The sequence below is a fragment of the Variovorax sp. FG153 genome, from assembly GCF_057809595.1.
On the sequence record NZ_JBMDKG010000015.1, the window covers coordinates 66382 to 91575 of the forward strand.

At 68.9% G+C, this 25194-nt stretch carries 21 protein-coding genes; 13 read left to right on the top strand and 8 right to left on the bottom strand.

Annotated features, from left to right (window positions below):
• The first annotated feature begins 119 nt into the window (after positions 1 to 119).
• The 3 genes from ACODT0_RS17985 (at position 120) to ACODT0_RS17995 (ending at position 4515) form a co-directional block, all read left to right on the top strand.
• The gene (locus tag ACODT0_RS17985) at positions 120 to 1013 is read left to right on the top strand and encodes an alpha/beta fold hydrolase (protein WP_489041891.1); all 894 of its coding nucleotides are present in this window, start codon (positions 120 to 122) and stop codon (positions 1011 to 1013) included.
• An 801-nt stretch (positions 1014 to 1814) separates the two neighbouring features.
• Positions 1815 to 4037 carry a M1 family metallopeptidase gene (locus ACODT0_RS17990; RefSeq protein ID WP_296737029.1) on the top strand — a complete coding sequence of 741 codons (2223 nt, stop codon included), beginning with the start codon at positions 1815 to 1817 and terminating at the stop codon, positions 4035 to 4037.
• A gap of 61 nt (positions 4038 to 4098) precedes the next feature.
• Positions 4099 to 4515, top strand: a complete 417-nt coding sequence (locus ACODT0_RS17995; RefSeq protein WP_489041892.1) for a hypothetical protein — start codon at positions 4099 to 4101, stop codon at positions 4513 to 4515.
• A 25-nt stretch (positions 4516 to 4540) separates the two neighbouring features.
• Here ACODT0_RS17995 and ACODT0_RS18000 read toward each other — a convergent pair whose 3' ends face one another.
• The 4 genes from ACODT0_RS18000 to ACODT0_RS18015 all read right to left on the bottom strand — a co-directional run bounded on the left by ACODT0_RS18000 (position 4541) and on the right by ACODT0_RS18015 (position 7289).
• Positions 4541 to 4957 carry a PaaI family thioesterase gene (locus tag ACODT0_RS18000; RefSeq protein WP_057593094.1) on the bottom strand — a complete coding sequence of 139 codons (417 nt, stop codon included), beginning with the start codon at positions 4955 to 4957 and terminating at the stop codon, positions 4541 to 4543.
• A gap of 112 nt (positions 4958 to 5069) precedes the next feature.
• On the bottom strand, positions 5070 to 5990 hold the full coding sequence (locus tag ACODT0_RS18005) for an alpha/beta hydrolase (RefSeq protein WP_489041893.1): 921 nt from the start codon (positions 5988 to 5990) through the stop codon (positions 5070 to 5072).
• Positions 5980 to 6381 carry a RidA family protein gene (locus tag ACODT0_RS18010; protein WP_489041894.1) on the bottom strand — a complete coding sequence of 134 codons (402 nt, stop codon included), beginning with the start codon at positions 6379 to 6381 and terminating at the stop codon, positions 5980 to 5982. The genes ACODT0_RS18005 and ACODT0_RS18010 overlap by 11 nt, the downstream gene beginning before the upstream one ends.
• Positions 6381 to 7289, bottom strand: a complete 909-nt coding sequence (locus tag ACODT0_RS18015; RefSeq protein WP_489041895.1) for a ferritin family protein — start codon at positions 7287 to 7289, stop codon at positions 6381 to 6383. The genes ACODT0_RS18010 and ACODT0_RS18015 overlap by 1 nt, the downstream gene beginning before the upstream one ends.
• 108 nt (positions 7290 to 7397) lie before the next feature.
• Here ACODT0_RS18015 and ACODT0_RS18020 point away from each other — a divergent pair, with 108 nt between their 5' ends.
• Positions 7398 to 8303, top strand: a complete 906-nt coding sequence (locus ACODT0_RS18020; protein ID WP_479670104.1) for a LysR family transcriptional regulator — start codon at positions 7398 to 7400, stop codon at positions 8301 to 8303.
• Positions 8304 to 8325: 22 nt separating this feature from the next.
• On the opposite strand, the gene ACODT0_RS18025 is transcribed toward ACODT0_RS18020, so the two are convergent.
• Together ACODT0_RS18025 and ACODT0_RS18030 are read right to left on the bottom strand one after the other, a co-directional pair.
• A complete protein-coding gene (locus ACODT0_RS18025; RefSeq protein ID WP_489041896.1) occupies positions 8326 to 8676 on the bottom strand; it encodes a hypothetical protein in 351 nt (116 codons plus the stop codon).
• A 24-nt stretch (positions 8677 to 8700) separates the two neighbouring features.
• Complete coding sequence (locus ACODT0_RS18030) at positions 8701 to 9147, bottom strand: SRPBCC family protein (RefSeq protein WP_479670103.1); 447 nt, start codon at positions 9145 to 9147, stop codon at positions 8701 to 8703.
• Positions 9148 to 9383: 236 nt separating this feature from the next.
• On the opposite strand from ACODT0_RS18030, the gene ACODT0_RS18035 reads away from it, so the two are divergent.
• From ACODT0_RS18035 to ACODT0_RS18045, 3 genes are all read left to right on the top strand, one after another.
• Positions 9384 to 10352 carry a tripartite tricarboxylate transporter substrate binding protein gene (locus tag ACODT0_RS18035; RefSeq protein WP_479670102.1) on the top strand — a complete coding sequence of 323 codons (969 nt, stop codon included), beginning with the start codon at positions 9384 to 9386 and terminating at the stop codon, positions 10350 to 10352.
• 86 nt (positions 10353 to 10438) lie between these two features.
• On the top strand, positions 10439 to 11968 hold the full coding sequence (locus ACODT0_RS18040) for a sensor domain-containing diguanylate cyclase (protein WP_479670101.1): 1530 nt from the start codon (positions 10439 to 10441) through the stop codon (positions 11966 to 11968).
• Positions 11969 to 12100: 132 nt separating this feature from the next.
• Positions 12101 to 13996: a GspE/PulE family protein gene (locus tag ACODT0_RS18045; protein WP_489041897.1), complete on the top strand. Its 1896-nt coding sequence runs from the start codon at positions 12101 to 12103 to the stop codon at positions 13994 to 13996.
• A gap of 9 nt (positions 13997 to 14005) precedes the next feature.
• On the opposite strand, the gene ACODT0_RS18050 is transcribed toward ACODT0_RS18045, so the two are convergent.
• Both ACODT0_RS18050 and ACODT0_RS18055 read right to left on the bottom strand, forming a co-directional pair.
• Complete coding sequence (locus tag ACODT0_RS18050; RefSeq protein WP_489041898.1) at positions 14006 to 14917, bottom strand: response regulator; 912 nt, start codon at positions 14915 to 14917, stop codon at positions 14006 to 14008.
• Entirely contained in the window at positions 14889 to 18305 is a 3417-nt protein-coding gene (locus tag ACODT0_RS18055) for a hybrid sensor histidine kinase/response regulator (RefSeq protein ID WP_489041899.1), read from the bottom strand. Before ACODT0_RS18055 ends, ACODT0_RS18050 begins: the two co-directional genes overlap by 29 nt.
• 270 nt (positions 18306 to 18575) lie before the next feature.
• Here ACODT0_RS18055 and urtA point away from each other — a divergent pair, with 270 nt between their 5' ends.
• The 6 genes from urtA (at position 18576) to fmdA (ending at position 25181) form a co-directional block, all read left to right on the top strand.
• The gene (gene urtA, locus ACODT0_RS18060; RefSeq protein ID WP_057593105.1) at positions 18576 to 19841 is read left to right on the top strand and encodes an urea ABC transporter substrate-binding protein; all 1266 of its coding nucleotides are present in this window, start codon (positions 18576 to 18578) and stop codon (positions 19839 to 19841) included.
• A gap of 153 nt (positions 19842 to 19994) precedes the next feature.
• Positions 19995 to 20909, top strand: coding sequence for an urea ABC transporter permease subunit UrtB (gene urtB, locus ACODT0_RS18065; protein WP_057593106.1), 915 nt, complete (start codon positions 19995 to 19997; stop codon positions 20907 to 20909).
• Between the two features lie 25 nt (positions 20910 to 20934).
• On the top strand, positions 20935 to 22131 hold the full coding sequence (urtC, locus tag ACODT0_RS18070; protein WP_489041900.1) for an urea ABC transporter permease subunit UrtC: 1197 nt from the start codon (positions 20935 to 20937) through the stop codon (positions 22129 to 22131).
• 14 nt (positions 22132 to 22145) lie between these two features.
• Positions 22146 to 22889 carry an urea ABC transporter ATP-binding protein UrtD gene (gene urtD / locus ACODT0_RS18075; protein ID WP_057593108.1) on the top strand — a complete coding sequence of 248 codons (744 nt, stop codon included), beginning with the start codon at positions 22146 to 22148 and terminating at the stop codon, positions 22887 to 22889.
• 330 nt (positions 22890 to 23219) lie between these two features.
• Positions 23220 to 23921, top strand: a complete 702-nt coding sequence (urtE, locus tag ACODT0_RS18080; RefSeq protein ID WP_057593109.1) for an urea ABC transporter ATP-binding subunit UrtE — start codon at positions 23220 to 23222, stop codon at positions 23919 to 23921.
• Between the two features lie 27 nt (positions 23922 to 23948).
• Positions 23949 to 25181 carry a formamidase gene (fmdA, locus tag ACODT0_RS18085; RefSeq protein WP_489041901.1) on the top strand — a complete coding sequence of 411 codons (1233 nt, stop codon included), beginning with the start codon at positions 23949 to 23951 and terminating at the stop codon, positions 25179 to 25181.
• Positions 25182 to 25194 lie beyond the last annotated feature (13 nt).

The window sequence follows — 25194 nt, forward strand, 5'->3', positions numbered from 1 at the left end:
CCGAATCTTCAGCAGACCTTCATCTGCGCCGCCCACGATCCAGCAGGCTCGCGCGTTGCTTCACGGGCCGGTCCCCGGGGCCGGCTTCGCATCCTCCACGTCCTCTTCGCCTTTCGACGATGTCCCTCGACGCCATTTCCTTCCTGCCGCATTTCCGCTCGGCCCAGGCCCATGCGGCACTCTCGCGGTCATACGACAGCGTGCTCGCGCGCTGGCCGGTGCCGGTGGAATCGCGCCATGTCGACACACGGCGCGGCCGCGCCCACCTGCTGGCCTGGGGACCGGCCTATGGCGTGCCGGTGCTGCTGCTGCATGCCGAGGGCGGCAATGCCAGCACCTGGGTGCACATGGCCGGCGTGCTCGCGGGTGCGCTGCGCGTGTACGCGGTCGACATCGTGGGCGATGCCGGTCGCAGCGAGGGCCGGCGCCCGGCCAGCGAGGACGACTACTGCGACTGGCTCGAGGACGTGCTGATCGGCATCGGCCGGCCCAAGCTGGGGCTGTGCGGCGCCTCCTTCGGCGCCTGGCTGGCCGCCGCCTACATGCGGCGCTCGCTGCGCCGCGTCTCCAGGCTCGCGCTGCTCGCGCCGCCGCGCATCGGCCCGCGGCGCGTCGTTCCCGCCGTCTTCGCGCTGCTCGCGCGGCTGCATCCCTCCGACGGCAACCTGCGCCGCCTGCAGGCGCTGAGTTCCTCGCCGCATGCCTGCCCGCTGTCCGACTGGGCGCTCGAGGACCTGCTCGTGCGCTGGCGCAGCCAGGGCGCCGGACCGCCGAGCGCCGCCGGCCTCAGCGATGCCGAGATGCGGCTGCTGCCGGCCGGCACCCGCGTGCTGCTCGGCGAGGACGATGCGCTGCATGCCGTCGACGTGGCGAGCCGGCGGCTGCGCGTCAACGCGCCGCGCGTGGAGTTGATGGTGGTGCCCGATGCGGGGCATGCGATCGAGTTCGATCAGGCGCAGCGGGTGGGGCAGATACTGCTCGATCATTTCCGCGGACGCGGCTACGTGCTGTAGCGCGGTCCAAAGTCCGCAGCGGCGGCGGCGACGCGAACCAAAGAACGCGTGCGCCGCGATTGATGCAACTGCGCTGCATCAACGAAAAAGCAACGCGCTGTTGTCCGGGCGCATCGCGTCGAAGGCGCGGCGATGCGGATGGCGTGAGTCCATCTTCGTACCCCACGAAGCACCACGCCTCGTTGACTCCATTCTTCGTATGAAGCGCGAACAATTTGAGAGGGAAAAGTTCCGCGCTTCGTTGACGCGTGGGGGGAGCGGCAGTTAGAACTGTGCGCACTCGATGGAGGGAGAACGCGTGAAGATCTCGAACACCAGGCGCACATACTCCCGCCGTTGCGTCCTCGCTGCCGATCGCCTCGTGGCCGGTGCGGGAAGACGCAAGGCGGCCGATGGGGCCATGCCGAACGCGGCTTCGTCCGTCGCGCGTCGCGTGCATTGCACGCGCGCCCTTCGCTGAATCGAACGCTCCGGCTCCTGGTGCGATTCGCCTTCCCGCTGCCCCGCGCATCGTCGGGTATGCACATCCGCTTCTTCCGCACGCCGAGTCCGCTGATGCCGCGGATCCTCGGCCCGCCGCATCGACCGCCGGTGCGGTAGCACGCGGCACGCGCTTGCCGCGTCCACTGAAACCGCTGCTCATGGCTGGCACTGCCTGCCTGTCGAACGATCGGTTCGACGGGAGGGTGGCGTCTTGCCGACGCGCGAGCCTTTCACCCCCTTAACCCGCGCGCGTTCCATGCAGGAGCCGGCCACACGCCGGCAGGTGCAGGACGGCGCATGTCCCTACAAGAGGCGATCATGAAGAAATTTCTCAAGCCCGCAATCCCGTACTTTGCCATCGGTGCAGTGACCCTTGCCGCGCTCGTGGCTTGCGGTGGCGGCGGTGGCGGCACGCCATCGTTCGGCGGCACCGGCGCGGCCCCCGACACCGGCAACGTGGTGGCGCAGAACGGCGACGCCAACGCGCCCGACGACGGCAATCCCTCGGCCGTGCCCGACGCGGCGGCGAACGGCAACATCGATCGCTCGGCCCAGCCGATGGAGCTGCCCGACACGGTCTGGCCGAAGAACTACAAGCTGTGGTTCCGGCCCGATGCGGCACTCAAGACCTTCACGGGCCGCGGCGACGTCGAGATCGAGGTGCTGAAGCCGGTCGATGCGATCGTGGTGGCCGCGCACGACCTCAAGTTCGCCAACGGCCGCACCACGCTGCGCAAGCTCTCGAGCCCGGGCGAGGCGATCGCGCTGATCCCGACGCCGCAGACGCGCGGCGACTTCGTGCAGCTGCGGCTCAACGACGGCCAGATCGCGAAGGGCAAGTACCTGCTGCACATGGAGTGGGACGGCAAGATCCAGTTCTCCGATGCCGAGTACTGCCCGCCGGCCGAGATGATCAAGAACCCGCTGTGCTCGGCCGCCACCGGCGTGTTCAAGGTCGGCCTCTCCACGCCCGAGGGCGTGAGCAGCGATGCCATCGTGACGCAGGGCGAAACCAACTTCGCGCGCCAGTGGTTCCCGGGCTGGGACGAGCCCGCGTTCCGCCACACCTTCGAGATCTCGGCCGAGGTGCCGGGCGACTGGAAGACGGTGTCGAACGGCGCGCAGAAATCGCAGACCCGACTGCCCGACGGCTACCAGCTGGTGTCGTTCGAGAAGACGCCCTCGATGCCCATGTACCTGACCTTCTTCGGCGGCGGCAAGTTCGACATCCTCGAGGACACATTCAAGAGCCCGCTCGACGGCAAGACCATGCCGCTGCGCTGGTTCACGCCGCCCGGCCGCTCGACCTGGGCCACCTTCGCGATGGAGTGGACCAAGGTCGCGATGGACTACTACTACAAGTACACCGGCATCCCGCTGCCCTTCGACAAGTTCGACACCGTGGCCGCCAACGACAGCTACGACAACAAGCCCAACACCGGCTTCGGCGGCATGGAGAACTGGGGCTCGATCTTCGAGTTCGCCGACTCGGTGCTGACCAAGCCCGGCGACACGCCCACGCTCTATTCGGTGACGGTGGTCACGCACGAGGTCGCGCACCAGTGGTTCGGCGACCTGGTCACGCTCGACTGGTGGGACAACGTGTGGCTCAACGAGTCGTTCGCGCGCTGGTTCGAACGGCGCACCACGATCAAGTTCCACCCCGAGTACTACAGCTTCTCGGACTACGTGCTCGACAAGCACAGCGTGATCGTGGCCGACCTCAAGAACACGGCGGTGCCGGTGCAGCGCAACCTCAACGACGCGGGTTCGTTCGGCTTCATCAGCCCGTCGATCTTCGTCTACAACAAGGGCAGCCACGTGCTCGAGACGATCCAGAACTACATCGGCGAGGAGGCAATGCAGAAGGGCCTGCAGATCTACCTGAAGGACTATGCCTATGGCAACGTCACGCCCTCGCGGCTGTGGAGCTCGCTCGAGAAGGCGACCGACAAGAAGGTGAGTGCCATCGGCGACAGCCTGATTCGCCAGACCGGCGTGCCGCTGCTCACGGTCGACGCGCAGTGCGCGGGCGACCGCACCTACGTGGCTATCACGCAGGAGTCGTTCCCGAACCAGAACCAGTACCCGGCCTCGACCTGGACCGTGCCCGTCACGCTCGCCTATGGCGACGCGATGGCGCAGCGCAAGACCTTCGTGATGGACAGCAACCGCACCAACCTCGAGCTGCCGGGCTGCACCGCGGTGCTGGCCGGGCCGACCGGGCAGGACTACTACGTGAGCAACTACAGCGCCGCCTCGTGGAGCGCGCTGCTGGCGCAGGCGCAGAACTTCGCCGGCAACAAGCCGCTGCTGCTGAACATCGAGCGCGATGCCTTCCGGCTGCTCGGCGTGGGGCGCATCACGCAGGCGCAGTACGACCAGATCAAGGGCGTGCTGAACCTGCCGACCGCGCTGCTGGCCAAGACGCAGGAGAGCCAGCAGAAGATGGCGGCCGTGGATGCGGGCGCCAAGGAGGAGTACCCGCATGCGCTGCGCTTCCAGGGCAGCCTGAAGCTGCGCGAGAACCTCCAGCGCTGACGGCCCGAGCCCACCGGGCGACGTGCCCGGTGGGCCACCCATCTTTCACCGGAGACCATCGATGAGCACATGGAACAACGCACCGCGCGCGCTCGCGTGCATCGCTTGCGCGCTGCTGCTGGCCGCCTGCGGCGCGCGCGGCGGCCCCGAGGCCGAGCTGGTCGGCGTCTATGCCGTGAAGCAGGGCGGGGCGCTCAAGGAGCTGATCAAGATCGAGCGCCAGGGTGGGCGCTACGTGTTGCGCGACAAGGTGCGCACGCCCGACTGGAGCGAGCCCAAGATGCAGCTCGCGCCCGCCACGCGCGACGACTGGCAGCGCATCACCACCGACGGCGCGCGGACGGCTTTCGTCGGCATGAAGAGCGAGCAGCTCGCGCTGTTCAAGGTGCCGCCGGGCTGGGAGAAGAACGGCTTCCGGACCTCGACCGGCTACTTCCTGTTCTATTCGCACGGACCGGTCGAGGCCTACAAGCTCTGAGCGCGACGCCCGCGTGGGCGCTGGCTCAGGCCGGTAGGGCGAATGTCGCGACCGCGGTCGCGAGCGTCTGGCCGGTGGAGGCCAGGTCCATGGTCACGCGCGCGAAGGCCAGCGAGCGGCCCGAGCGCACCAGCTCGGCATGCGCGAGCACGTCCTCGCCGCCGCCCGCGCGCATGAAGGTCATGTGCAGGTCGACCGTGGCGATCGGGCGGCGCCCGCGGCCGTCGGTCCAGATCGCGAAGCACATCGCGCTGTCGGCCAGCACCGAGAGCGCCTGGCCGCCGAAGATGTTGCCCTCGCGCGTGGCCTGCTCGCCGGCCGGCATGCGCAGCGTGGCCTTGCCTTCGCCCAGCGATTCGACGCTGACGCCGAGGCTGCGCACGCAGCCCGGCAAGGCGGTGGCGAGGACGTCCCTGGCTTCTTCGAGGGTGAACGCGGTCATGGCTGGAGGTCTTTCCGTGGTCGATGCGGTGGAGGGAGGCCGCGCGCCGGCGCGGCGAAGGCCGGCAGCGTACCGCACCGGCGCACCGCGATCGATTCCCCGAAAGAGATAGTCAGCCGCGTGCCGACTCGAGGAAGGCCAGGATCTCCTCGCCCAGCCATTGCTCGCCGCTGTCGAAGTGGGCCATGACCGAGACGTGGTTGTGCCCGGGCAGGCTCAGGTGGCGCGGCGCGTGGCCCCGGGCCTCGGCCATGCGCCAGGCGAACTCGGTCGCGTAGACGTCGAGCAGCGGGTTCTCGTATTCGGCATGCACGACGAAGGTGGGCAGCGCCAGCCGGTGGGCATGCGCCATCGGCGACCGGCCCTCGTAGGCCGCGGCGTCGTCGCCGAAATAGGCGCGCACGCCGGCCGCGTTCGGGTTCTCGGGCCGCGCGTCGGCGCGCAGCCGCGCCGACACCAGCACCAGCGCGCGCAGGTGCCGGCCCATGAAGCCCAGCGAGGGATCGCAGGCATAGCTGGCCGCATGGGTGCCGCCGGCCGAATGCCCGATCAGGCAGATCGCGGCGGGATCGCCGCCGTGGCCGGCCGCATGGCGCGCGACCCAGTCGCAGGCCGCGGCCACGTCGAGCGCGCCCTGCGGATGCATGGCCTCGGGCGCGAGCCGGTATTCGACGTTGATGCCCACGCAGCCCCGGTGCGCGAACCAGCGCAGCACGTTGCCGTACATCGCGGCGTTGATGTCCTTGCCGCCGCGCACGAAAGCGCCGCCATGCACGAACACGATCACCGGCGCGGCCCGCGCGCCGCGCGGCCGGTAGACGTCGAGCACCTGCCGCGGATGCGCGCCGTAGGGCAGGTCCCGCACGACCTCGCAGCCGTGGGCGGGCGCGGCCAGCAGCAGCGGCAGGTAGGCGGCCTTCACGCGGTCGCCGGCCGCGCGGATGTCGGCCTGCCAGGCCGGGCCGGTCTCGCGCAGCATCCGGTCGATGGCTTCGGAGCGTCCGTCGGGGCGCATGCCGTCTTCAGTCGGCACGGAAGGCAGAGGCCTCGACCTCGATGCGCCAGGCCGGCTGCGCGAGCGCCTGCACCACGAGCAAGGTCGAGGCCGGGCGCGCCTCGCCGAGGAAGCCGGCGCGTACCGGGCCGAGCCGCGGCACGTCGGCGACGTCGGTCAGGAAGGTCGTGACCTTGACCAGGTGCGACACGTCCATGCCGGCCGCGCGCAGCACGGCCACCAGGTTGGTCCAGGCCTGCTTGGCCTGCGCCTCGAAGCCCTCGGGCAGCGTGCCGTCGGCCGCGGTGCCGATCTGGCCCGCGATGTGCAGCCAGCGGCCCGGCCCCTGGGAGACGATGCCGTGGCTGTAGGCGCCGACCGGCGGCGCGACGTCCCCGGGTGCGAGGCGGATGGCGACGGTGTGCGTCATCAATGCACCGCGCCGTCGAGTTCGGGAATGAACGGGATCTCGACGCCATAGGCACCGATGTCCTCGCGGATCTTGTCGACCCCGCGCTTGATGATGCCCATCTCCTCGTCGGGATGGGTGGCGCCGAGGCCGTGGGCGGCCGCCAGCGCGCGGTTGCGGCCCGAGCGCCGGCGTTCGTCCTCGGGCAGGTTGACCACCGCATAGACGCCGTTGAGCAGGCTGCCGCGCAGCTTCTTCGCGACCTTCTCGCCGATGGTGCGCTTCTCGTCGGCCGGCAGCTCGCTGAAGAAGCGCCGCATGATGATGCGGCCGAACTGGATGTGGCGCGCCTCGTCGCGCAGGATCAGCCGGCAGGCCTCGCGGATCGAGCCGAAGCGCGCGTTCTCGTAGCGCGCCTGCAGCAGTTCGCCCGAGAGCTGCTCGAACAGCGTGTTGACCGAGAGGCCCGCGAAGAAGCTCATCGCCTTCTCGTCCTTCTCGTCGTGGAAGCGCGGGATGATGTCGCGGAAGTAGTCGGCCCGCGGCGTGGGCTCGTAGGCCGCGAGGTGCTCGGCGATGCGGAAGCTGGCCTCGTGGTGGCGGAACTCCTCGGCGATGAAGTTCGTGATGTGCTGCTTGATCTCGAAGGGCTGGTGGCCAAAGATCGCCTCGCGCAGCCGCTCGGCGCCATAGGGCGTGGCGCCGTGCTCCATCCAGGCGCGCAGGCTCCACCATTCGGCGCCGGCCTGGCGCACCTCGGGCGGCAGCTCGGCCTCGCGCAGGTCGGCGTAATCGATGTCGGCCACCGGGTCCCAGGCCAGTTCGCGCGCCTGGGTGCACAGGCGCCAGACCTCGGGGTATTCGACCTTCGAGACCACGGGATAGGGGTTCGGCACGGAAGGAATCTCTTCGAGCAGCGAGGCTTGCATGGGCGGTGTCCGTCGTGGGTGGGGGAAAGGCCATGCTAGGAAGGCCGCGCTCATACATCCAATACTGTTTAAAGTGGCTCGTCATTCGCCGCAGCTATCTCCACGCCCATGTTCGAATTCAGACAACTGCGCCAGTTCGTGGTGCTGGCCGAGGAACTGAACTTCGGCCGCGCCGCGATCCGGCTCCACATGTCGCAGCCGCCGCTGAGCGTGGCGATGCGCAATCTCGAGGAGCAGCTCGGCGCGGTGCTGTTCGACCGCAGCCGGCACCACGTGCGGCTCACGCCCGCGGGCCAGGTCTTCCACAAGGACGCGCAGCGCCTGCTGCAGCAGGCCCAGGCGGCCGGCGAACGCGCGCGCCGCGCGGCGCAGGGGCTGGAGGGTTCGCTGCGGCTCTCGTTCGTGCCGAGCGCCGCGCTCGACGTGCTGCCCGCGATCTTCAAGCGCTTCCAGCACGACTACCCGACCGTGCAGCTGCGCCTCACGGCCGAGACCACCGCGCGCCAGCTCGAGGACCTGCGCAAGGGCGAGGTCGAGCTCGCGCTGGTGGTGGGCCCGGTCTACGAATCGCGCGGGCTGGTGCTGGTGGACCTGCAGGCGCAGAAGTTCGTGATCGCCGTGCCGCGCAGCCATCCGCTGGCGGCGCAGCGTTCGGTGAAGATCGAGGCGCTGGCGGCCGAATCCTTCATCTCGTTCCCGGCCGCGGAGGGCGCGGGCTTCGTCGCCGCGCTGCTCGGCGCCTGCCAGGCGGCGGGCTTCCTGCCGAAGGTGGTGCAGGAGGCCGCGCAGATGCAGTCCATCCTCACGCTGGTCGCGGGCGGCCTGGGCATCGCGCTGGTGCCGGCCGCGATGCGCGTGCTCGCGATGGCCGACGTCGCCTTCCTCGAGATCGCGGGCGCGCGGCCGCCGCCGACCTACCGCCTGGTGTTCGCGCATGCGAGCGGCAACGACAACCCGGTGGTGCAGTCGTTCCTGGCGGTGGCGAGGAAGGCGGTGGAGGGGGCGGGGCGATAGGGCGCGCGAAGACCGAGTCGCCTCAGTCCCACCAGCAATAGAGCGGGTTGCCGCAGACGCCGTGCGCGCCGAGGCTGTCCGCGTCCGCGCCCCAGAAGCAGTAGTACAGGTCCTCGTCGGGTTCGTAGACCAGCCAGTAGCCTTCGGATCGCGCGAGAAGCCAGCCCGAGATCCGCGACCCGAGTTCGCGATGGGCGAATCCGGGCGCCGCGACCGTGGCCGACACCATCTCCGCCCCGGTGGCATGTTCGCGAATGCCGGAACGCAGCCGCTCGAAATACGCCCCCTCGTCCTCGCCCTGAGCGACGATGATTCCCGAGGTGTCGGACAAGGCGGCTTCGAGCTTCGGCCAGTAGGGGTGGGCGTGGCTCATTCCGGTGGCGCCAGCGAGGGCGTCTCAACCCGGAATATCCGGCTCCACCAATTGCGCCAGTGCCACCAAAGACTCCTGCCAGCCCAGGTAGCACATCTCGACCGGAATCATCTCGGGAATGCCTTCCTGCACGATGGCCACGTCGGTGCCGCAGGACACGGCGGTCAGCGTGACGGTGGTCTTCATCGTGCCCGGCAGGTTGGGGTCGTCGAAGCTCGCGTCGTAGGCCACGCGCTGGCCCGGCACCAGCTCGAGGTACTTGCCGCCGAACGAATGGCCGTGGCCCGAGCTGAAGTTGGTGAAGGACATGCGCCAGCTGCCGCCGACCACCGGCTCCATCTGGTGGACCTTGCCGGTGAAGCCGAAGGGCGGCAGCCAGCGCTCGAAGGCGCCGGGTTCGGTGAAGGCGCGGTAGAGGCGCTCGGGCGGGGCGCGCAGCACACGGTGCAGACGGACGGTGTGGGTAGCCATGGTGTGTTCTCCTGGTGAAGTGATGTGGAGGACGACCCTCCACTGACACGACGGACGAGCTCCGGACGGATCGACACGAATCCGAAAATTTTTTCGAACCGGCGGGATTCACTGTAGCCGGCGCCGGACTTCGGCGGCCCGGTGATTCATTTCATATATGAACGCCGGCCAGTGAACGTATTGGACAGACCGCCACCCCCGTTCGCACCATGCGGTTCCCACCAAGGAGTCCCCCGATGAATCTTCCTCGCACGCTGCTCGCGGGCCTGCTGCTCGTTGCCGCCGGCATCGCCGCGCCGGCCCTGGCCCAGGGCTTTCCCGATCGCCCGGTCACGCTGGTCGTGCCCTATCCGGCCGGCGGCTCGGCCGACATCCTGGCGCGCACGGTGGGGCAGAAGCTGGCGGCGCAGCTCGGGCAGCCGGTGGTGGTCGAGAACAAGGGCGGCGCCGGCACGGCGATCGGCGCGCGCTTCGTCGCGGAAGCGAAGCCCGACGGCTACACGCTGCTGCTTGGCACGGTGAGCTCGCAGGCCATCAACCCGGCGATGTCCAAGGTCGGCTACGACCCGGTGAAGGACTTCGTGCCGGTCAGCGCTCTGGCATCGATCCCCTTCGTGCTGGTGGCCCATCCCAGCGCGCCCTACGGCAGCGTGGCCGAGCTGCTCGCGGCGGCCCGGCAGGCGCCGGGATCGATCAGCTATGCCTCGGCCGGCCCCGGCACCTCGAACCACCTGGCCGGCGAGATGCTGGCCTCGGCCGCCAAGCTCAAGCTGCTGCACGTGCCCTACCGCGGCAGCGCGCCGGCGCTGGCCGACGTGCTCGCGGGCCACGTGCCGCTGATGTTCGACCTGCAGACCACGTCGCTGCCCAACATCGCCACCCACAAGCTCAAGCCGCTGGCCGTGACCGGCAGCCGGCGCAGCCCGCTGCTGCCCGATGTGCCCACGGTGGCCGAGAGCGGGCTGCCGGGCTTCGAGGTCAGCGCCTGGTTCGGCGTGTTCGCGCCCGCGAAGCTGCCGCCGCCGGTGCTCAGGCAACTGTCGGCCGCCATGGCGAAGGTGCTCGAGGACCCGGCGCTGGCGCAGCGGCTGCGCGAGATCGGCGCCGAGCCCGATCCGCGCAATGCCGCGCAGTTCACCGCCTACGTCGGCGAGGAGGCCGGCAAGTACGCGGCGGTCGTGAAGACCGCGGGGCTCGCACCCTGACCGGCCGCTGACGCGGGATCGTGCGCAGGCCGGCGGGGCCGGATACCGGCGAGAATCCGGGCGCCTTCGCTGCCGCCAGGTTTCCCGTGTTCCAACGTCCCTCCATTGCCGTGCGCACGATGGCCTTCGTGGCCGCCGTGTGCCTCGCCCTCGTGGGGCTCGACATCTGGCACAGCTGGGAGTCGCGCACGGTGCTGCTCGAGCAGATGGGCGTGGCGACCTCGAACCTGTCGCGCGCGCTGGCGCAGCAGGCCGACGACACCATCAAGCAGGCCGACACCGTGCTGGTCGGCGTGGTCGAGCGCATCGAGCACGAGGGCACGGGGCCGGCCCAGGTCGAGCGGCTGCGCCGCGTGCTGGCCGCGCAGGTGGCCGAGCTGCCGCAGCTCGACGCGCTGCACGTCTACGACCAGGACGGCAACTGGGTCGCGAACTCCCGCGCGGCGCCGCCGCAGAACCTCAACAACGCGGACCGCGAGTACTTCGTCTTCCACCGCGACCACCCCGACCGCGGCCCGCACATCGGCATTCCGGTGACGAGCCGCACCAACGGCAAGCGGCTGATCCCGGTGTCGCGCCGCATCGACCATGCCGACGGCAGCTTCGCGGGCGTGGCGCTCGCGAGCATCGACGTCGACTTCTTCCTCAGGTTCTACGACAGCCTCGACATCGGCAAGGGCGGCGCCGCGGCGCTGATCCTCGAGAGCGGCACCATGATGGTCCGCCGCCCCTTCGGCCCGGAGATGGTGGGGCGCGACATGCGCGGCTCGCAGCTGTTCACTTCGTACAAGGAGAACGGCCCGGTCGGCACCGCCTACATCAAGTCGGCGCAGGACGGCGTGCTGCGGCTCAACAGCTTCCGGCGGCTCGACCACTACCCGCTGTTCGTGGGCGCGGCGCTGTCCAAGGACGAGATCCTCGCGGGCTGGTGGAAGGACACCTTCTGGCATTCGGGCGGCGTGCTGGCGCTCAGCGCCGTGGTGGCCTTCGTCGGCCTGGGGCTGGTGCGCCAGATCGAGCGGCGCACGCGCACCGAGGCCGAGCTGCTGCGCGCGCGCGACGCGCTCGAGGCGCTCAACAAGACGCTCAACACGCTGGCGATGGAGGACGGCCTGACGGGGCTCGCGAACCGGCGCCAGTTCGACGTCGCGCTCGACACGGAGTTCGGCCGCGCGGTGCGCAATGCCAGCACATTGGCGCTGATCCTGCTCGATGTGGACCGCTTCAAGGAATACAACGACATCTACGGCCACACGGCCGGCGACGAGTGCCTGCAGAAGATCTGCCGCACCATCGCCAACGTGGCGGCGCGCCGGCCCGGCGACCTCGCGGCGCGCTATGGCGGCGAGGAACTCGCGGTGCTGCTGCCGGGCACCGACGTCGAGGCGGCCGCGCTGCTGGCCGAGCGCATCCGCGCCGCGGTGCGCGCGCTCGAGATCGAGCATGTTGGTGCCATCGACGGCTTCGTCACGCTGAGCGCGGGTGTGGACGCGCTGCGGCCCGAGGCCGGCGCCTTGCAGCCGAAGGAGCTGGTGCGCGGCGCCGACAAGGCGCTGTACGTCGCCAAGTCGGGCGGGCGCAACCGCGTGTGCACCAACGAGACACCGGTGACCTGAACACTTGCGTACTCAGGAGTCCCGCCGGGTAGCGGGCCCTCGCGCGGCGCTCTACGATCGCGCATCCCGCGCGCCGCGATGGCATCGCCGTCCGGCGCGCCGCCCAACCCGACAACAGGAAAAGAACAAGCCATGTCATTCACAGAAGTCGCCGTGCCCGAGCAGCTCGTGCGCGCGCTCGACGCGCAGAGCCGGATGCCGATCACGCGGATCGGCGAGGCGCTGGTCGCGCTCGGCATGATCACCGGCGACCAGCTCGCCGCCGGGCTGCGCCAGCAGCGCCGCGAGCCGCTGGTGCCGCTGGGCGAGACCCTGGTGCGCATGGGTGCCGTGAGCCGCGGCCAGCTGCAGACCGCGCTGGTGCGCAAGATGGGCTATCCGCTGGTCAACCTGCACGTGTTCCCGCCCGCGGCCGAGGCGCTGCGCAAGGTCGCGCATGGCGTGGCGCGGCGGCTGCAGGTCATGCCGCTGATGCTGCACGAAGGGCGGCTGGTGATCGCGATCGACGATCCCACGAGCCGCTACTCGGTGATCGACGAGGTGCAGTTCGTCGCGCAGATGAAGGTGATCCCGGTGGTGGGCCAGTGCCTGGACCTCGACGCCGTGCTGGCCGCGGCCTACGAGAAGATCGGCGACGCGGCCGACGGCGGTGGCGGCGGCGCGGCCCACCTCGACCCGATGCGCCCGCTCGAGTTCGACATGGCCGGCACCACCGAGCTGCTGCAGACGCTCGAGAAGGAGGGCCCGGCGCCGGCACCGGCGGAAACGCCGATCGAGCAGTCGGACAACTCGCTGGTGCGCATGATCAACAGCATGATCCAGGAGGCGCATCGCGAGGGCGCCTCGGACATCCACATCGAGAGCTACCCGGGCCAGGAGAAGACGCGCATCCGCTTTCGCCGCGACGGGCTGCTCTACACCTACCTCGAGCTGCCGCCGAGCTACCGCAACGCGATCGTGGCGCGCGTGAAGATCATGTGCGACCTCGACATCAGCGAGAAGCGCAACCCGCAGGACGGCAAGATCAACTTCGCCAAGTACTCGCCGCAGCACAAGATCGAGCTGCGCGTGGCGACCATTCCCACCAACAACGGCCTCGAAGACGTGGTGATGCGGATCCTGGCCTCGGCCAAGCCGCTGCCGATGCAGTCGCTGGGCCTGTCGCCCGACAACCTGCGGCGCCTGACCCACGCGGTGGAACGGCCCTACGGCATGGTGCTGTGCGTGGGGCCCACGGGCTCGGGCAAGACCACCACGCTGCATTCGGCGCTCATGCACATCAACACGCCCGAGCGCAAGATCTGGACCGCCGAGGACCCGGTGGAGATCACGCAGAACGGGCTGCGCCAGGTGCAGATCAATCCGCGCATCGGCTGGACCTTCGCCAAGGCGCTGCGCGCCTTCGTGCGCGCCGATCCCGACGTGATCATGGTCGGCGAGATCCGCGACGAGGAGACCGCGAAGACCGCGATCGAGGCCTCGCTGACCGGCCACCTGGTGCTGTCGACCCTGCACACCAACAGCGCGCCCGAGACCGTGACGCGCCTGCTCGACATGGGCATGGACCCGTTCAACTTCGCCGACTCGCTGCTCGCGGTGCTGGCGCAGCGGCTGGTGCGCCGCATCTGCGGCCACTGCGTGCGCAGCGCGCCCGCGAGCGAGGAGGCGATCGAGGAACTGCTGGCCGACTACCTGCACGCCTTTCCGGCCGAGGAGATCCCGGCGCGCCGGCAGGCCACGCTCGATGGCTGGCTGCAGCGCTTCGGCCGCGACGGGCGGCTGCACCTGCACAGCGGCGCGGGCTGCGAGCACTGCGCGAAGACGGGCTTTCGCGGCCGCGTCGGCATCCACGAGCTGATGACGGTCTCGAAGGAGCTGCGCCGGCTGGTGCAGGGCGGGGCGCGCGCCGAGGAGCTGCTGCAGGCGGCGTTGAAGGAAGGCATGCGCACGCTGCGCCAGGACGGCATCGAGAAGGTGCTGGCCGGCCAGACCACGATCGAGGAAGTGCGCGCGACCAGCAACGCCTGAGGGCGCGCCTCAATCGAACCGGCCGCTGGCCAGCGCCGCCGCTGCCGCGCGGGTCTCCACGCCGAGCTTCTCGAAGATGTGCTCGAGGTGCTTGTTCACCGTGCGCGGGCTGGTGCCGAGGATCTCGCCGATGTCGCGGTTGGTCTTGCCCTTGGCGAGCCACGACAGCACCTCGGTCTCGCGCGGCGTGAGCGCGGCCTCGGCCAGCCGCGCCGACGAGGCGCCGCCCGCGCCGTCGCGCTGCACCGCGAACAGCAGCATGGTCTCGCCGAGCGCGGCCGCGCCGAGGTTGCGCACCGAGAGCCGGATGCCGGCCGCCGTGACCACGCCGAGGGTGGCGCCGGGCGCCAGCGCGGCCTCGAGCGCGCGCGGCAGCAGGCCCGGCGCGCGTGCCTCGCCCAGCGCATGCAGCCACAGGCCGGCCTGCGGCGAGCGCCAGGCGACGCGCCCGCGCGCGTCGACGAAGACCACGCCCATGCCGGCCACGTCGACCGCGTCGCGCGCCATGCGCGTGATGCGGGCGTTGCGCGCATGGGTGTGCAGGCGCGCCAGCACCTCCTGGGCGCGGATCGGCTTCACCACGTAGTCGACGCCGCCGCATTCGAAGCCCTCGACCACGTCGGCGGTTTCCGAGAGGCCGGTCATGAAGATCACCGGGATGTGCGCGAGCGCCGCGTCGGCCTTGATGCGGCGGCAGGTCTCGAAGCCGGAGAGGCCGGGCATCATGCCGTCGAGCAGGATGGCGTCGGGCACCACCAGCGCGAGCCGCTGCAGCGCCGATTCGCCGTCGGCCGCCACCAGCACGGTGTAGCCGCTGGCCTCGAGCGTGTCGCACAGCATGCCCAGGCTGCTGGGGGCGTCGTCCACCACCAGCACCACGGGGCGTTCGGCTTCAGGAAGGGGAGGCGAGGGTGTCAGCATCTTCGGCGAGGGCTTGGCGGAGGGAGTCGAGTTCGAAGCGCGCGACCATGCCGCGCAGCCAGGTGCAGGTGGCGGCCGCGCCCGGCGAGCGGGCGGCCAGCCGGTCGAGCGCCAGGTGCAGGCCGCGCACGTGGCCCATCTGCACCAGCCGCATCAGTTCGGCGCGCTCGTCCTCGCCGAGCAGCAGCCGCGGCGGGCGAATCGGCGCGAGCTCCTCGTCGGCTCGCGGGCGCAGCGCGTCGGCGGCATCGAGCCATTCGAGGCCGAGGTGGCGCTCGAGCGTGGCGATCAGTTCGGACTCGATCACCGGCTTGCCCACGAAGGCCTGGCAGCCCGCGGCGCGCAGCCGCTCGGCCTGGTTCTCGAACATGTTGGCCGAGACGATGATGATCGGCAGCGCATCGAAGCCCGAGGCCCGCACCAGGCCCGCGGTCTGCCAGCCGTCGAGGTCGTCCATGCTGAGGTCGAGCAGGATCGCCGAGGGCAGCTCCTCGCGCAGGCTGTCGAGGCACTCGGTGCCGCTCGCGGCCTCGCGCACCTCGAAGCCCAGCGGCGCCAGCATGCCGGCCAGCATCTGGCGCTGCACCGGCTGGTCGTCCACCACCAGCAGCGTGCGGCGCTCGCCGAGGTAGCCCGACACCGGCTGGCGCAGCGCGCCGGCCCTGGCCTGCGGGCCGGGGTCGGCCACCGCGCGCAGGTACACACGCACGCTGAAGGTGCTGCCGGCCGAGGAGGTGGCGGCCAGCTTGAGCTCGCCGCCCATCAGCGAGGTCAGCAGGCCGGTGATCGTGAGGCCCAGCCCGGTGCCGGGCTCGCCGCGCCGGCGCCCCGCGGCACCGCGCTCGAAGGGCAGGAAGATGCGCTGGTGGTCCTGCGGCGCCACGCCGATGCCGGTGTCGATCACGTCGAAGCGCAGCACCTCGCGGCGCGCGTCCACGTGCAGCGTGACGGTGCCGCTGTCGGTGAAGCGCACGGCATTGGTCAGCAGGTTGATGAGGATCTGGCGCAGCCACTTGGCGTCGGCATGCACCCAGGGCGGCAGCCGCCCGGCGTGGGTGTAGACGAAGGCCAGGCCCTTGTTCTCGGCCTGCGGCCGCACCATGTGCACCACCTGGTCGAGGAAGGCCGGCAATGCCAGCGGCGCCGGCTCGAGCTGCAGCCGGCCGGCCTCGATGCGCGCCAGGTCGAGCAGGCCGTCGATCAGGCCCAGCATGTGCTCGCCGCTGCGGTGGATGGTCTGCACCGCCTCGCGCGGCGGCAGCGCGGCATCGCCCTTGAGCAGGATCTGCGAGTAGCCCAGGATGCTGTTGAGCGGCGTGCGCAGCTCGTGCGTCATGCCGGCCACGTAGCGGGTCTTGGCCTGGTTGGCCGCCTCGGCCGCTTCCTTGGCGGCCTGCAGCGCGGCATCGGTGCGCTGGTGGGCCTCGATCTCGAGCGTGAGCAGGTGGTTGTGGCGGTTCGACTCCTCCTGCGCCATCTGCCGGCTCTCGCTGCCCAGCACCACCCACCAAGCCGCCACCGCCGCCACCAGCGACAGCAGGGTGAAGACCTTGAGGAAGGCGTCGCGCAGCCGCGGGTCGACCGCGCTGGCGCCGGTGATCGCCTCCTGCGCATAGACCACGCCCATCACCGTGGCCAGCAGTGCCACCAGCGAGGCCGCCACCATCAGGTAGTGGGCGACGCGGAAGTTGAGCCGCGCCGACAGCGCCGGCGGCAGCAGCGACTGCAGCCAGCCGCTCATCTGCTCGGCCGCGCGCGAGTCGGTCTTGCAGCGGTCGTGGCAGCGCGACTCGAGCGTGCAGCACAGCGAGCAGATCGGCGCGCTGTAGGCCGGGCAGTGGGCCATGTCCTCCGATTCGAAGCCGTTGTCGCAGACCGAGCACTTGACGATCTGCCCCGGCGTCCAGTGCGCGATGTCGCGCCGCGCGAGGTAGTAGCGCCCGCGCGTGCGCCAGGCCAGAAGCGGCGAGACCGCGAGCGCGGTGGCCAGCGCGATGAAGGGCGAGAAGGAGCGCGCCCACTGGCCGATGGCGCCCGAGTAGGCCAGCATCGCGAGCGCCGCCGCCACCAGCGTGGCGACCAGGCCCACCGGGTTGATGTCGTAGAGGTGGGCGCGTTTGAACTCGATGGTCTTCGGGCTCCAGCCCAGCGGCTTGTTGATGACCAGGTCGGCCACCAGCGCGCCGACCCAGGCGATCGCGATGTTGCTGTAGAAGCCCAGCACGTGCTCGAGCGCGGCGAACACGCCCAGCGCCATCAGCAGGATTGCGATCACGACGTTGAACACCAGCCACACCACGCGGCCCGGATGGCTGTGCGTGAGCCGCGCGAAGAAGTTCGACCAGGCCAGCGAGCCGGCATAGGCGTTCGTGAGGTTGATCTTCATCTGCGAGACCACCACGAACAGCACCGTGATGCCGAGAATCCAGGCCGGGTCGCGCAGCACGTAGGCGAAGCCCGTGAGGTACATCTGCGTCGGCTCGATCGCATGGTTGGCCGGGATCTCGTGCTGCAGCGCGAGGAAGGCCAGGAAGGCGCCGCCCATCATCTTGAGCATGCCCGGCACGATCCAGCCCGGCCCGGCCACCAGCACCGCGGTCCACCAGCGCGCGCGGTTGGCGGCCGTCTTCTCGGGCAGGAAGCGCAGGTAGTCGACCTGCTCGCCGATCTGCACCACCAGCGAGAAGGCCACCGTGGCGGCGGCGCCGAACATCAGCGGATCGAAGCCGCTGCTGTTGGAGACCCGGCCCACGAGCCCGGTGAAGTCGGCATAGAGCTCGGGCTTCTTGAGCAGCACCGCGACGAAGGGGCAGACGAACAGCACGATCCAGATCGGCTGCGTCCACAGCTGCAGCCCCGAGATCAGCGTGATGCCGCGCGCCACCAGCGGAATGATGACCAGCGAGGACACCAGGTAGAGCAGCCACAGCGGCCAGGCGAGGTACATCTGCAGCGCGAGCGCGAGGATGGCGGCCTCGAGCGCGAAGAAGATGAAGGTGAAGCTCGCGTAGATCAGCGAGGTGAGGGTGGAGCCCAGGTAGCCGAAGCCGGCGCCGCGCGTGAGCAGGTCCATGTCGACGCCGTGGCGCGCCGCGTAGTAGGAGATCGGCAGGCCCGTGAGGAAGGTGATCAGCCCCACCACCAGGATCGCCCACAGCGCGTTCGAGAAGCCGTAGCTCAGCGCGATCGCGCCGCCGATGGCCTCGAGCGCGAGGAAGGAGGTGGCGCCGAAGGCCGCGTTCGCGACCCGGAACTCCGACCACTTGCGGAAGCTGCGCGGCGTGTAGCGCAGCGCGTAGTCCTCCAGCGTCTCGTTCGCGACCCAGGCGTTGTAGTCGCGCCGGATGCGAAAGATCTTCTGCCCGCTCACGGAATTGACGGAAGGCATCGGGGTGTCTCGTGGAGACGGCGACGGCGAGGGGATCGGCATGGTGCAGCTGCATTGCAAGAAGCGCTCCGTGCCCGCCGTGCGCCCCCCGGTCCGTCGTCGTCGGTCCCGCGAGTCTGCGGGCAGGCGATGCGCGGGCCGCTACGTTGAATGACGTATTCGCGCGGAGGGCAGTGATTTCTAAAGTTCCAGCCATGGTGCCAGCCGCACCGTCCGATGCACTTCGATGGTGCGCGGCCTGTACTTTCCTCAACCTGCTGGAGTTCTTCGATGTCGCGTGATTCCGATCTTTCCCTCGATGCCCTGGCATTGCGTCGCCGCCGCCTGCTGCAAGGCGCCGCCGCGCTGCCCGTGATGGGCCTGAGCGGCCTGAGCTTCGGCCAGGGCCAGTTCCCCACGGCCAAGGTCAACACCACCAAGCTCGCCGTGACCGACACCGAGGTGACGGTGGGCCAGCTGCATTCGTCCACCGGCACGATGGCGATCTCGGAGACCGGCTCGATCCAGGCCGAGCAACTCGCGATCGACCAGATCAACGCGATGGGCGGCATCCTGGGCCGCAAGATCAAGGTCATCAAGGAGGACGGCGCCTCCGACTGGCCGACCTTCGCCGAGAAGTCGAAGAAGCTGCTGGTCAACGACAAGGTCGCGGCCGTCTTCGGCTGCTGGACCAGCGCCTCGCGCAAGGCCGTGCTGCCGGTGTTCGAGAAGGAGAACGGCCTCCTGTACTACCCGACCTTCTACGAAGGCCTGGAGCAGAGCAAGAACGTGATCTACACGGGCCAGGAAGCGACGCAGCAGATCATCTGGGGCCTGGACTGGGGCGCGAAGGAGAAGAAGGCGAAGACCTTCTTCCTCGTCGGCTCCGACTACATCTGGCCGCGCACCTCGATGAAGATCGCGCGCAAGCACATCGAGAACTTCCAGAAGGGTTCGGTCAAGGGCGAGGAGTACTACCCGCTGGGCCACACCAACTTCAACTCGCTGATCAACAAGATCAAGGTCGCCAAGCCCGACTGCATCTTCGCGGCCGTGGTGGGCGGCTCGAACGTGGCCTTCTACAAGCAGCTCAAGGCCGCGGGCATCACGGGCGACAAGCAGTTCCTGCTGACCCTGGCCGTGACCGAGGACGAGATGACCGGCGTGGGCGGCGAGAACTTCGCGGGCTTCTACTCGTCGATGAAGTACTTCCAGTCGCTCGACAACGAGAACAACAAGAAGTTCGTGGCCGCCTTCAAGGCCAAGTACGGCAAGGACGCGGTGATCGGCGACGTCACGCAGGCCGGCTACCTCGGCCCGTGGCTGTGGAAGGCCGCGGTCGAGAAGGCCGGCAGCTTCGACGTCGACAAGGTCGTGGCCGGCTCGCCGGGCATCGAACTCAAGACCGCGCCCGAGGGCTACGTGAAGCTCGACGCGAACCACCACCTGTGGAGCAAGGCGCGCATCGGCCAGGGGCAGCCGGACGGGACCTTCAAGGTGGTGGCGGAGTCGGCGGAGCTGATCAAGCCGGATCCGTTTCCCAAGGGCTACCAGTAATCCCAGCCTGCTTGCTTGTCTTTCTCCCTCCCCCTCTGGGGGAGGGCAGGGGTGGGGGCAAGCGGCGTGACCACCGCGCACGCCGCATGCCCCCATCCCGACCTTCCCCTAGAGGGGGAAGGAGCAACTACCCCAACACCTGGAACTGTCGCCATGACGCTGTCGGACATGTGGAACATCGGCCTGATGCAGGGCTTCGCGGGGCTGAGCCTCTTCGCGGTGCTGCTGCTCATGGGCCTGGGGCTCGCGATCATCTTCGGCCAGATGGGCGTCATCAACATGGCGCACGGCGAGTTCATGACCATCGGGGCCTACTCGGTCTTCCTCGCGGCGCAGGTCACCGAGCACCTGGCACCGGCCTTCATGCCGTACTACTTCCCGATCTCGATCGCGCTGGCCTTCGTGTTCGCCTTCATCGTCGGCTGGCTGGTGGAGTGGGCGCTGATCCGCCATCTCTACAAGCGGCCGCTCGACACGCTGCTCGCGACCTGGGGCGTGAGCCTGGGGCTGCAGCAGATCTTCCGCACCTTCATCGGTCCGAAGGAAGTGAGCCCGACCTTGCCCGAGTGGCTGATGGGTTCGTGGACGCCGCACGAGGGCCTCGACATCCCGATCAACGGCATGTTCGTGCTGGTGCTCACGGCGCTGGTCACGGGCGGCGTGCTGATCGCGCTGCACAGGAGCCGCTGGGGCCTGCGGGTGCGCGCCACTGTGGCCAACCGCACGATGGCCAACGCCACCGGCATCGACACGAAGAAGACCGACCGCCTGACCTTCGCGATCGGCTGCGGCATCGCGGGCGTGGCGGGCGCGGCCTTCACCACCATCGGCTCGACCGGGCCGACCTCGGGCTCGCTCTACATCGTCGACGCCTTCCTGGTCGTCACCTTCGGCGGCGCGGCCAGCCTGCTGGGCACCGTGGTCTCGGCCTTCGGCATCGCGCAGACGCAGTCGGTCTCGGAGTTCTTCATGACCGGCTCGATGGCCAAGGTGCTGACGCTGTCGCTGATCGTGCTGATCCTGATGATGCGGCCGCAGGGCCTGTTCGCCGTCAAGGTGCGTCGCTGACTTTCGCTTTCCCGGAGAACTCCCGATGAATTTCCTCAAGGCCTCGATCCAGCGCTACCAGCTCGGCAGCCTGCTGCTGCTGGTGCTGCTGCTCGCGGTGGTGCTGCCGCTGTCGCTCGACATCTTCCGACTCAACCTGGTGGGCAAGTACCTCACCTATGCCTTCGTCGCCGTGGGTCTGGTGATGGTGTGGGGCTACGGCGGGGTGCTGAGCCTCGGGCAGGGCGTGTTCTTCGGGCTCGGCGGCTACGCGATGGCGATGTTCCTCAAGCTCGAGGCCTCCGATCCGGTGTCGACCAAGATCCAGTCGACGCCCGGCATTCCGGACTTCATGGACTGGAACCAGATCACGGCGCTGCCGGCGTTCTGGCTGCCGTTCAAGAGCCTGCCGCTGACCTTGATCCTGGTGGTGGCGGTGCCGATGGCACTGGCCTGGTTGATCAGCTTCGCGATGTTCAAGCGCCGCGTGGGCGGGGTCTACTTCGCGATCATCACGCAGGCGGTGGCGCTGATCCTCACGGTGCTGATCATCGGCCAGCAGGGCTACACCGGCGGCGTGAACGGCATGACCGACCTGAAGACGATGCTGGGCTGGGACACGCGCACCGACAGCGCGAAGTACATCCTCTACTACGTCTGCGTGGCGCTGCTGGTGGCGGCCATTGTGCTGTGCCGCTGGGTCCAGACCAGCAAGCTCGGCACCTTGCTGCTGGCGATGCGCGACAAGGAAGACCGGGTGCGCTTCTCGGGCTACGACGTGTCGAACTTCAAGGTCTTCACCTTCTGCCTGGCGGCCGGGCTCTCGGGCATCGGCGGCGCGATGTTCGCGCTGCAGGTGGGCTTCATGTCGCCGAGCTTCGTGGGCATCGTGCCCTCGATCGAGATGGTGATCTTCTGCGCGGTGGGCGGCCGCATGAGCCTGGTGGGCGCGGTCTACGGAGCGCTGCTGGTGAACGCGGGCAAGACGCTGTTCTCGGAGAGCTTCCCGGACCTGTGGCTGTTCCTGATGGCGGGGCTCTTCATCGGCGTGACGATGGCTTTCCCGATGGGCCTGGCGGGCCTGTGGGAAGAAAAGATCCGCCCGTGGTGGAAGTCGCGCCGCCAGGCGCTGCGCGAGGCCGCGGTCAAGCCGCCCGCGGTGGCCGCGGCGCCCGTCGCGCCCGCGCCCACACCCGAGCCAGAACCCACGCTGCCCGAAGGCGTGGGCAGCCAGCGCGCCTGAACCGGAGACCGACCATGAGCAACACCGATTTCGCGCTCGCCGTGGAAGACCTCAGCGTGTCCTTCGACGGCTTCAAGGCCATCGACGACCTCACGCTCTACATCGACCGCAACGAGCTGCGCGTGATCATCGGCCCGAACGGGGCCGGCAAGACGACGCTGCTCGACCTGATCTGCGGCAAGACGCGCGCGAGCAGCGGCAGCATCAAGTTCAAGAACACGGAGCTGACGAAGATGGCCGAGCACAAGCGCGTGCGGCTGGGCATCGGGCGCAAGTTCCAGACACCCTCGATCTACGAGAACCTCAGCGTGTTCCAGAACCTCGAGGTGTCATTTCCCAAGGGCCGCTCGGTGTTCGGCGCGCTGGCCTTCCAGTGCGACGACGAGGTCAAGGCACGCGTGCAGGCCGTGGCGACGGAGATCGGGTTGGCCGACCGGCTCGACACCGAGGCGGGCCTGCTGAGCCATGGCCAGAAGCAGTGGCTGGAGATCGGGATGCTGCTGATGCAGGAACCCGAGCTGTTGATGCTCGACGAACCCATCGCCGGCATGAGCGCGCGCGAACGCGAGCTCACGGCCGAGCTGCTCAAGCGCATCTGCCAGAACCGCGCGGTGATCGTGATCGAGCACGACATGGCTTTCGTGAAGCAGATCGCGCACAAGGTCACTGTGATGCACCAGGGAAAGATCCTGGCCGAGGGGCCGATGGAGAAGGTGCAGGCGGATCCGAAGGTCATCGATGTTTATCTGGGGCATTGATGAGTTTTCTCGTTGTGCCGAGTGTTCGTCGGTTGGAGCGGGCTCACGCCGACGGGGTACTCCCCTCCGCGAATGTCCCCCGCCTTCGGCTCCTCCTTGATTTCGCTGCGGGGAGTACCCCGTCGACGTGAGCCTGGGGCAGGGCGGGTGAACCGGCCCGCACAACTGCTGCGCCTCCGTGCACAGGGCAGTGGGTGCTTCCCGCAGCGAAATCAAGGAGGAGGCCGAAGGCCGGGGGACATTCGCGGAGGGAAGTACCCGCTGTCCTGTGCACGCGCCCCGAACAGCAGCACCCCAGACAAAGAACGCACCCAAACAGAGGCCAGGCAAATGAGCAACATCAACCTCAAGGTAGAAAACCTCCACGTAGCCTACGGCCAGAGCGAAGCCCTGCACGGCATCTCGTTCGAGGGCATGGCCAACGAGACCGTCGCCATCATGGGAAGAAACGGCATGGGCAAGACCACGCTGTTCAAGAGCCTCATGGGCGTGCTCCCCTTGAAGAGCGGCCGCATCGAGGTGGCGGGCCAGGACGTCTCGCGCGACGAGAGTTTCAGGCGCGTTGCCAAAGGCATCGCCTACGTGCCACAGGGCCGCATGATCTTCCCGACCCTGACCGTCGAGGAGAACATCGAGACCGGCCTCGAGAACTCCAGGACCCGCCGCATCCCCGAGGAGATCTACGCGCTCTTTCCCGTGCTGTGGGACATGCGCCGGCGCAAGGGCGGCAACCTCTCGGGCGGGCAGCAGCAACAGCTGGCCATCGCGCGTGCCCTCGTCACCGATCCCAAGGTGCTGCTGCTCGACGAGCCCACCGAGGGTATCCAGCCTTCGATCATCAAGGACATCGCCAAGGCGCTCAACGAGATCCGCAAGCTGCGCGGCCTGACCATCGTCGTGTCGGAGCAGGTGCTGAGCTTCGCGATGGACGTGGCCGACCGCCTGTTCGTGATCGAAGGCGGGCGCCTCGTGCACGAGACCGCGCGCGACAAGACCGATGTCGAGCGCATCAAGGCCTATCTCTCTGTTTAACCACAACCCCAACCAGGAGCCACTGCAATGACGGACACGCTGATCAAGGTCGATCTGACCAAGTCGCCCACCGAGAACGAGATGATCCACAACCGCTGGCACCCGGACATTCCGATGGCCTGCTGGGTCAATCCCGGCGACGACTTCATCCTCGAGACCTTCGACTGGACCGGCGGCTTCATCAAGAACAACGACAGCGCCGACGACGTGCGCGACATCGACCTGAGCACCGTGCACTACCTCTCGGGCCCCGTGGGCGTGAAGGGCGCCGAGCCCGGCGACCTGCTGGTGGTCGATCTTCTCGACATCGGCGCCAAGCAGGACAGCCTCTGGGGCTTCAACGGATTTTTCTCGAAGAAGAACGGTGGCGGCTTTCTCACCGATCATTTTCCCGAGGCGCAGAAATCGATCTGGGACTTCAAGGGCATGTTCACCAGCTCGCGCCACATCCCCGGTGTGAACTTCGCGGGCCTGATCCATCCGGGCCTCATCGGCTGCCTGCCCGACAAGCCCATGCTCGACATGTGGAACGAGCGCGAGAAGGCGCTGATCGCGACCGACCCCGATCGCGTGCCGGGCCTGGCCAACCCGCCGTTCGCGGGCACCGCCCACATGGGCAAGATGACCGGCGAGGCGCGTGCCAAGGCCGCGGCCGAGGGCGCGCGCACCGTCCCGCCGCGCGAGCATGGCGGCAACTGCGACATCAAGGATCTGTCGCGCGGCTCGAAGGTGTTCTTCCCCGTCTACGTCGACGGCGCGGGCCTCAGCGTGGGCGACCTGCACTTCAGCCAGGGCGACGGCGAGATCACCTTCTGCGGCGCCATCGAGATGGCCGGCTGGGTGCACATGAAGGTCTCGCTGATCAAGGGCGGCATGGCCAAGTACGGCATCAAGAACCCGATCTTCAAACCCAGCCCCATCACGCCGCAATACAACGACTACCTGATCTTCGAGGGCATCTCGGTCGACGAGAGCGGCAAGCAGCACTACCTCGACGTCAACGTCGCCTACCGCCAGGCCTGCCTCAACGCCATCGAGTACCTGAAGAAGTTCGGCTACTCGGGCGCGCAGGCCTACTCGATCCTCGGCACGGCACCGGTGCAGGGCCACATCAGCGGCGTGGTCGACGTGCCCAACTCCTGCGCCACGCTGTGGTTGCCCACGGGCATCTTCGACTTCGACATCAATCCCAACGCCACCGGGCCGGTGAAGATGATCGACGGCAGCGTCGACATGCCGCTGTCGCCCGACCTGCGCTGAGGCATTGGAGAAG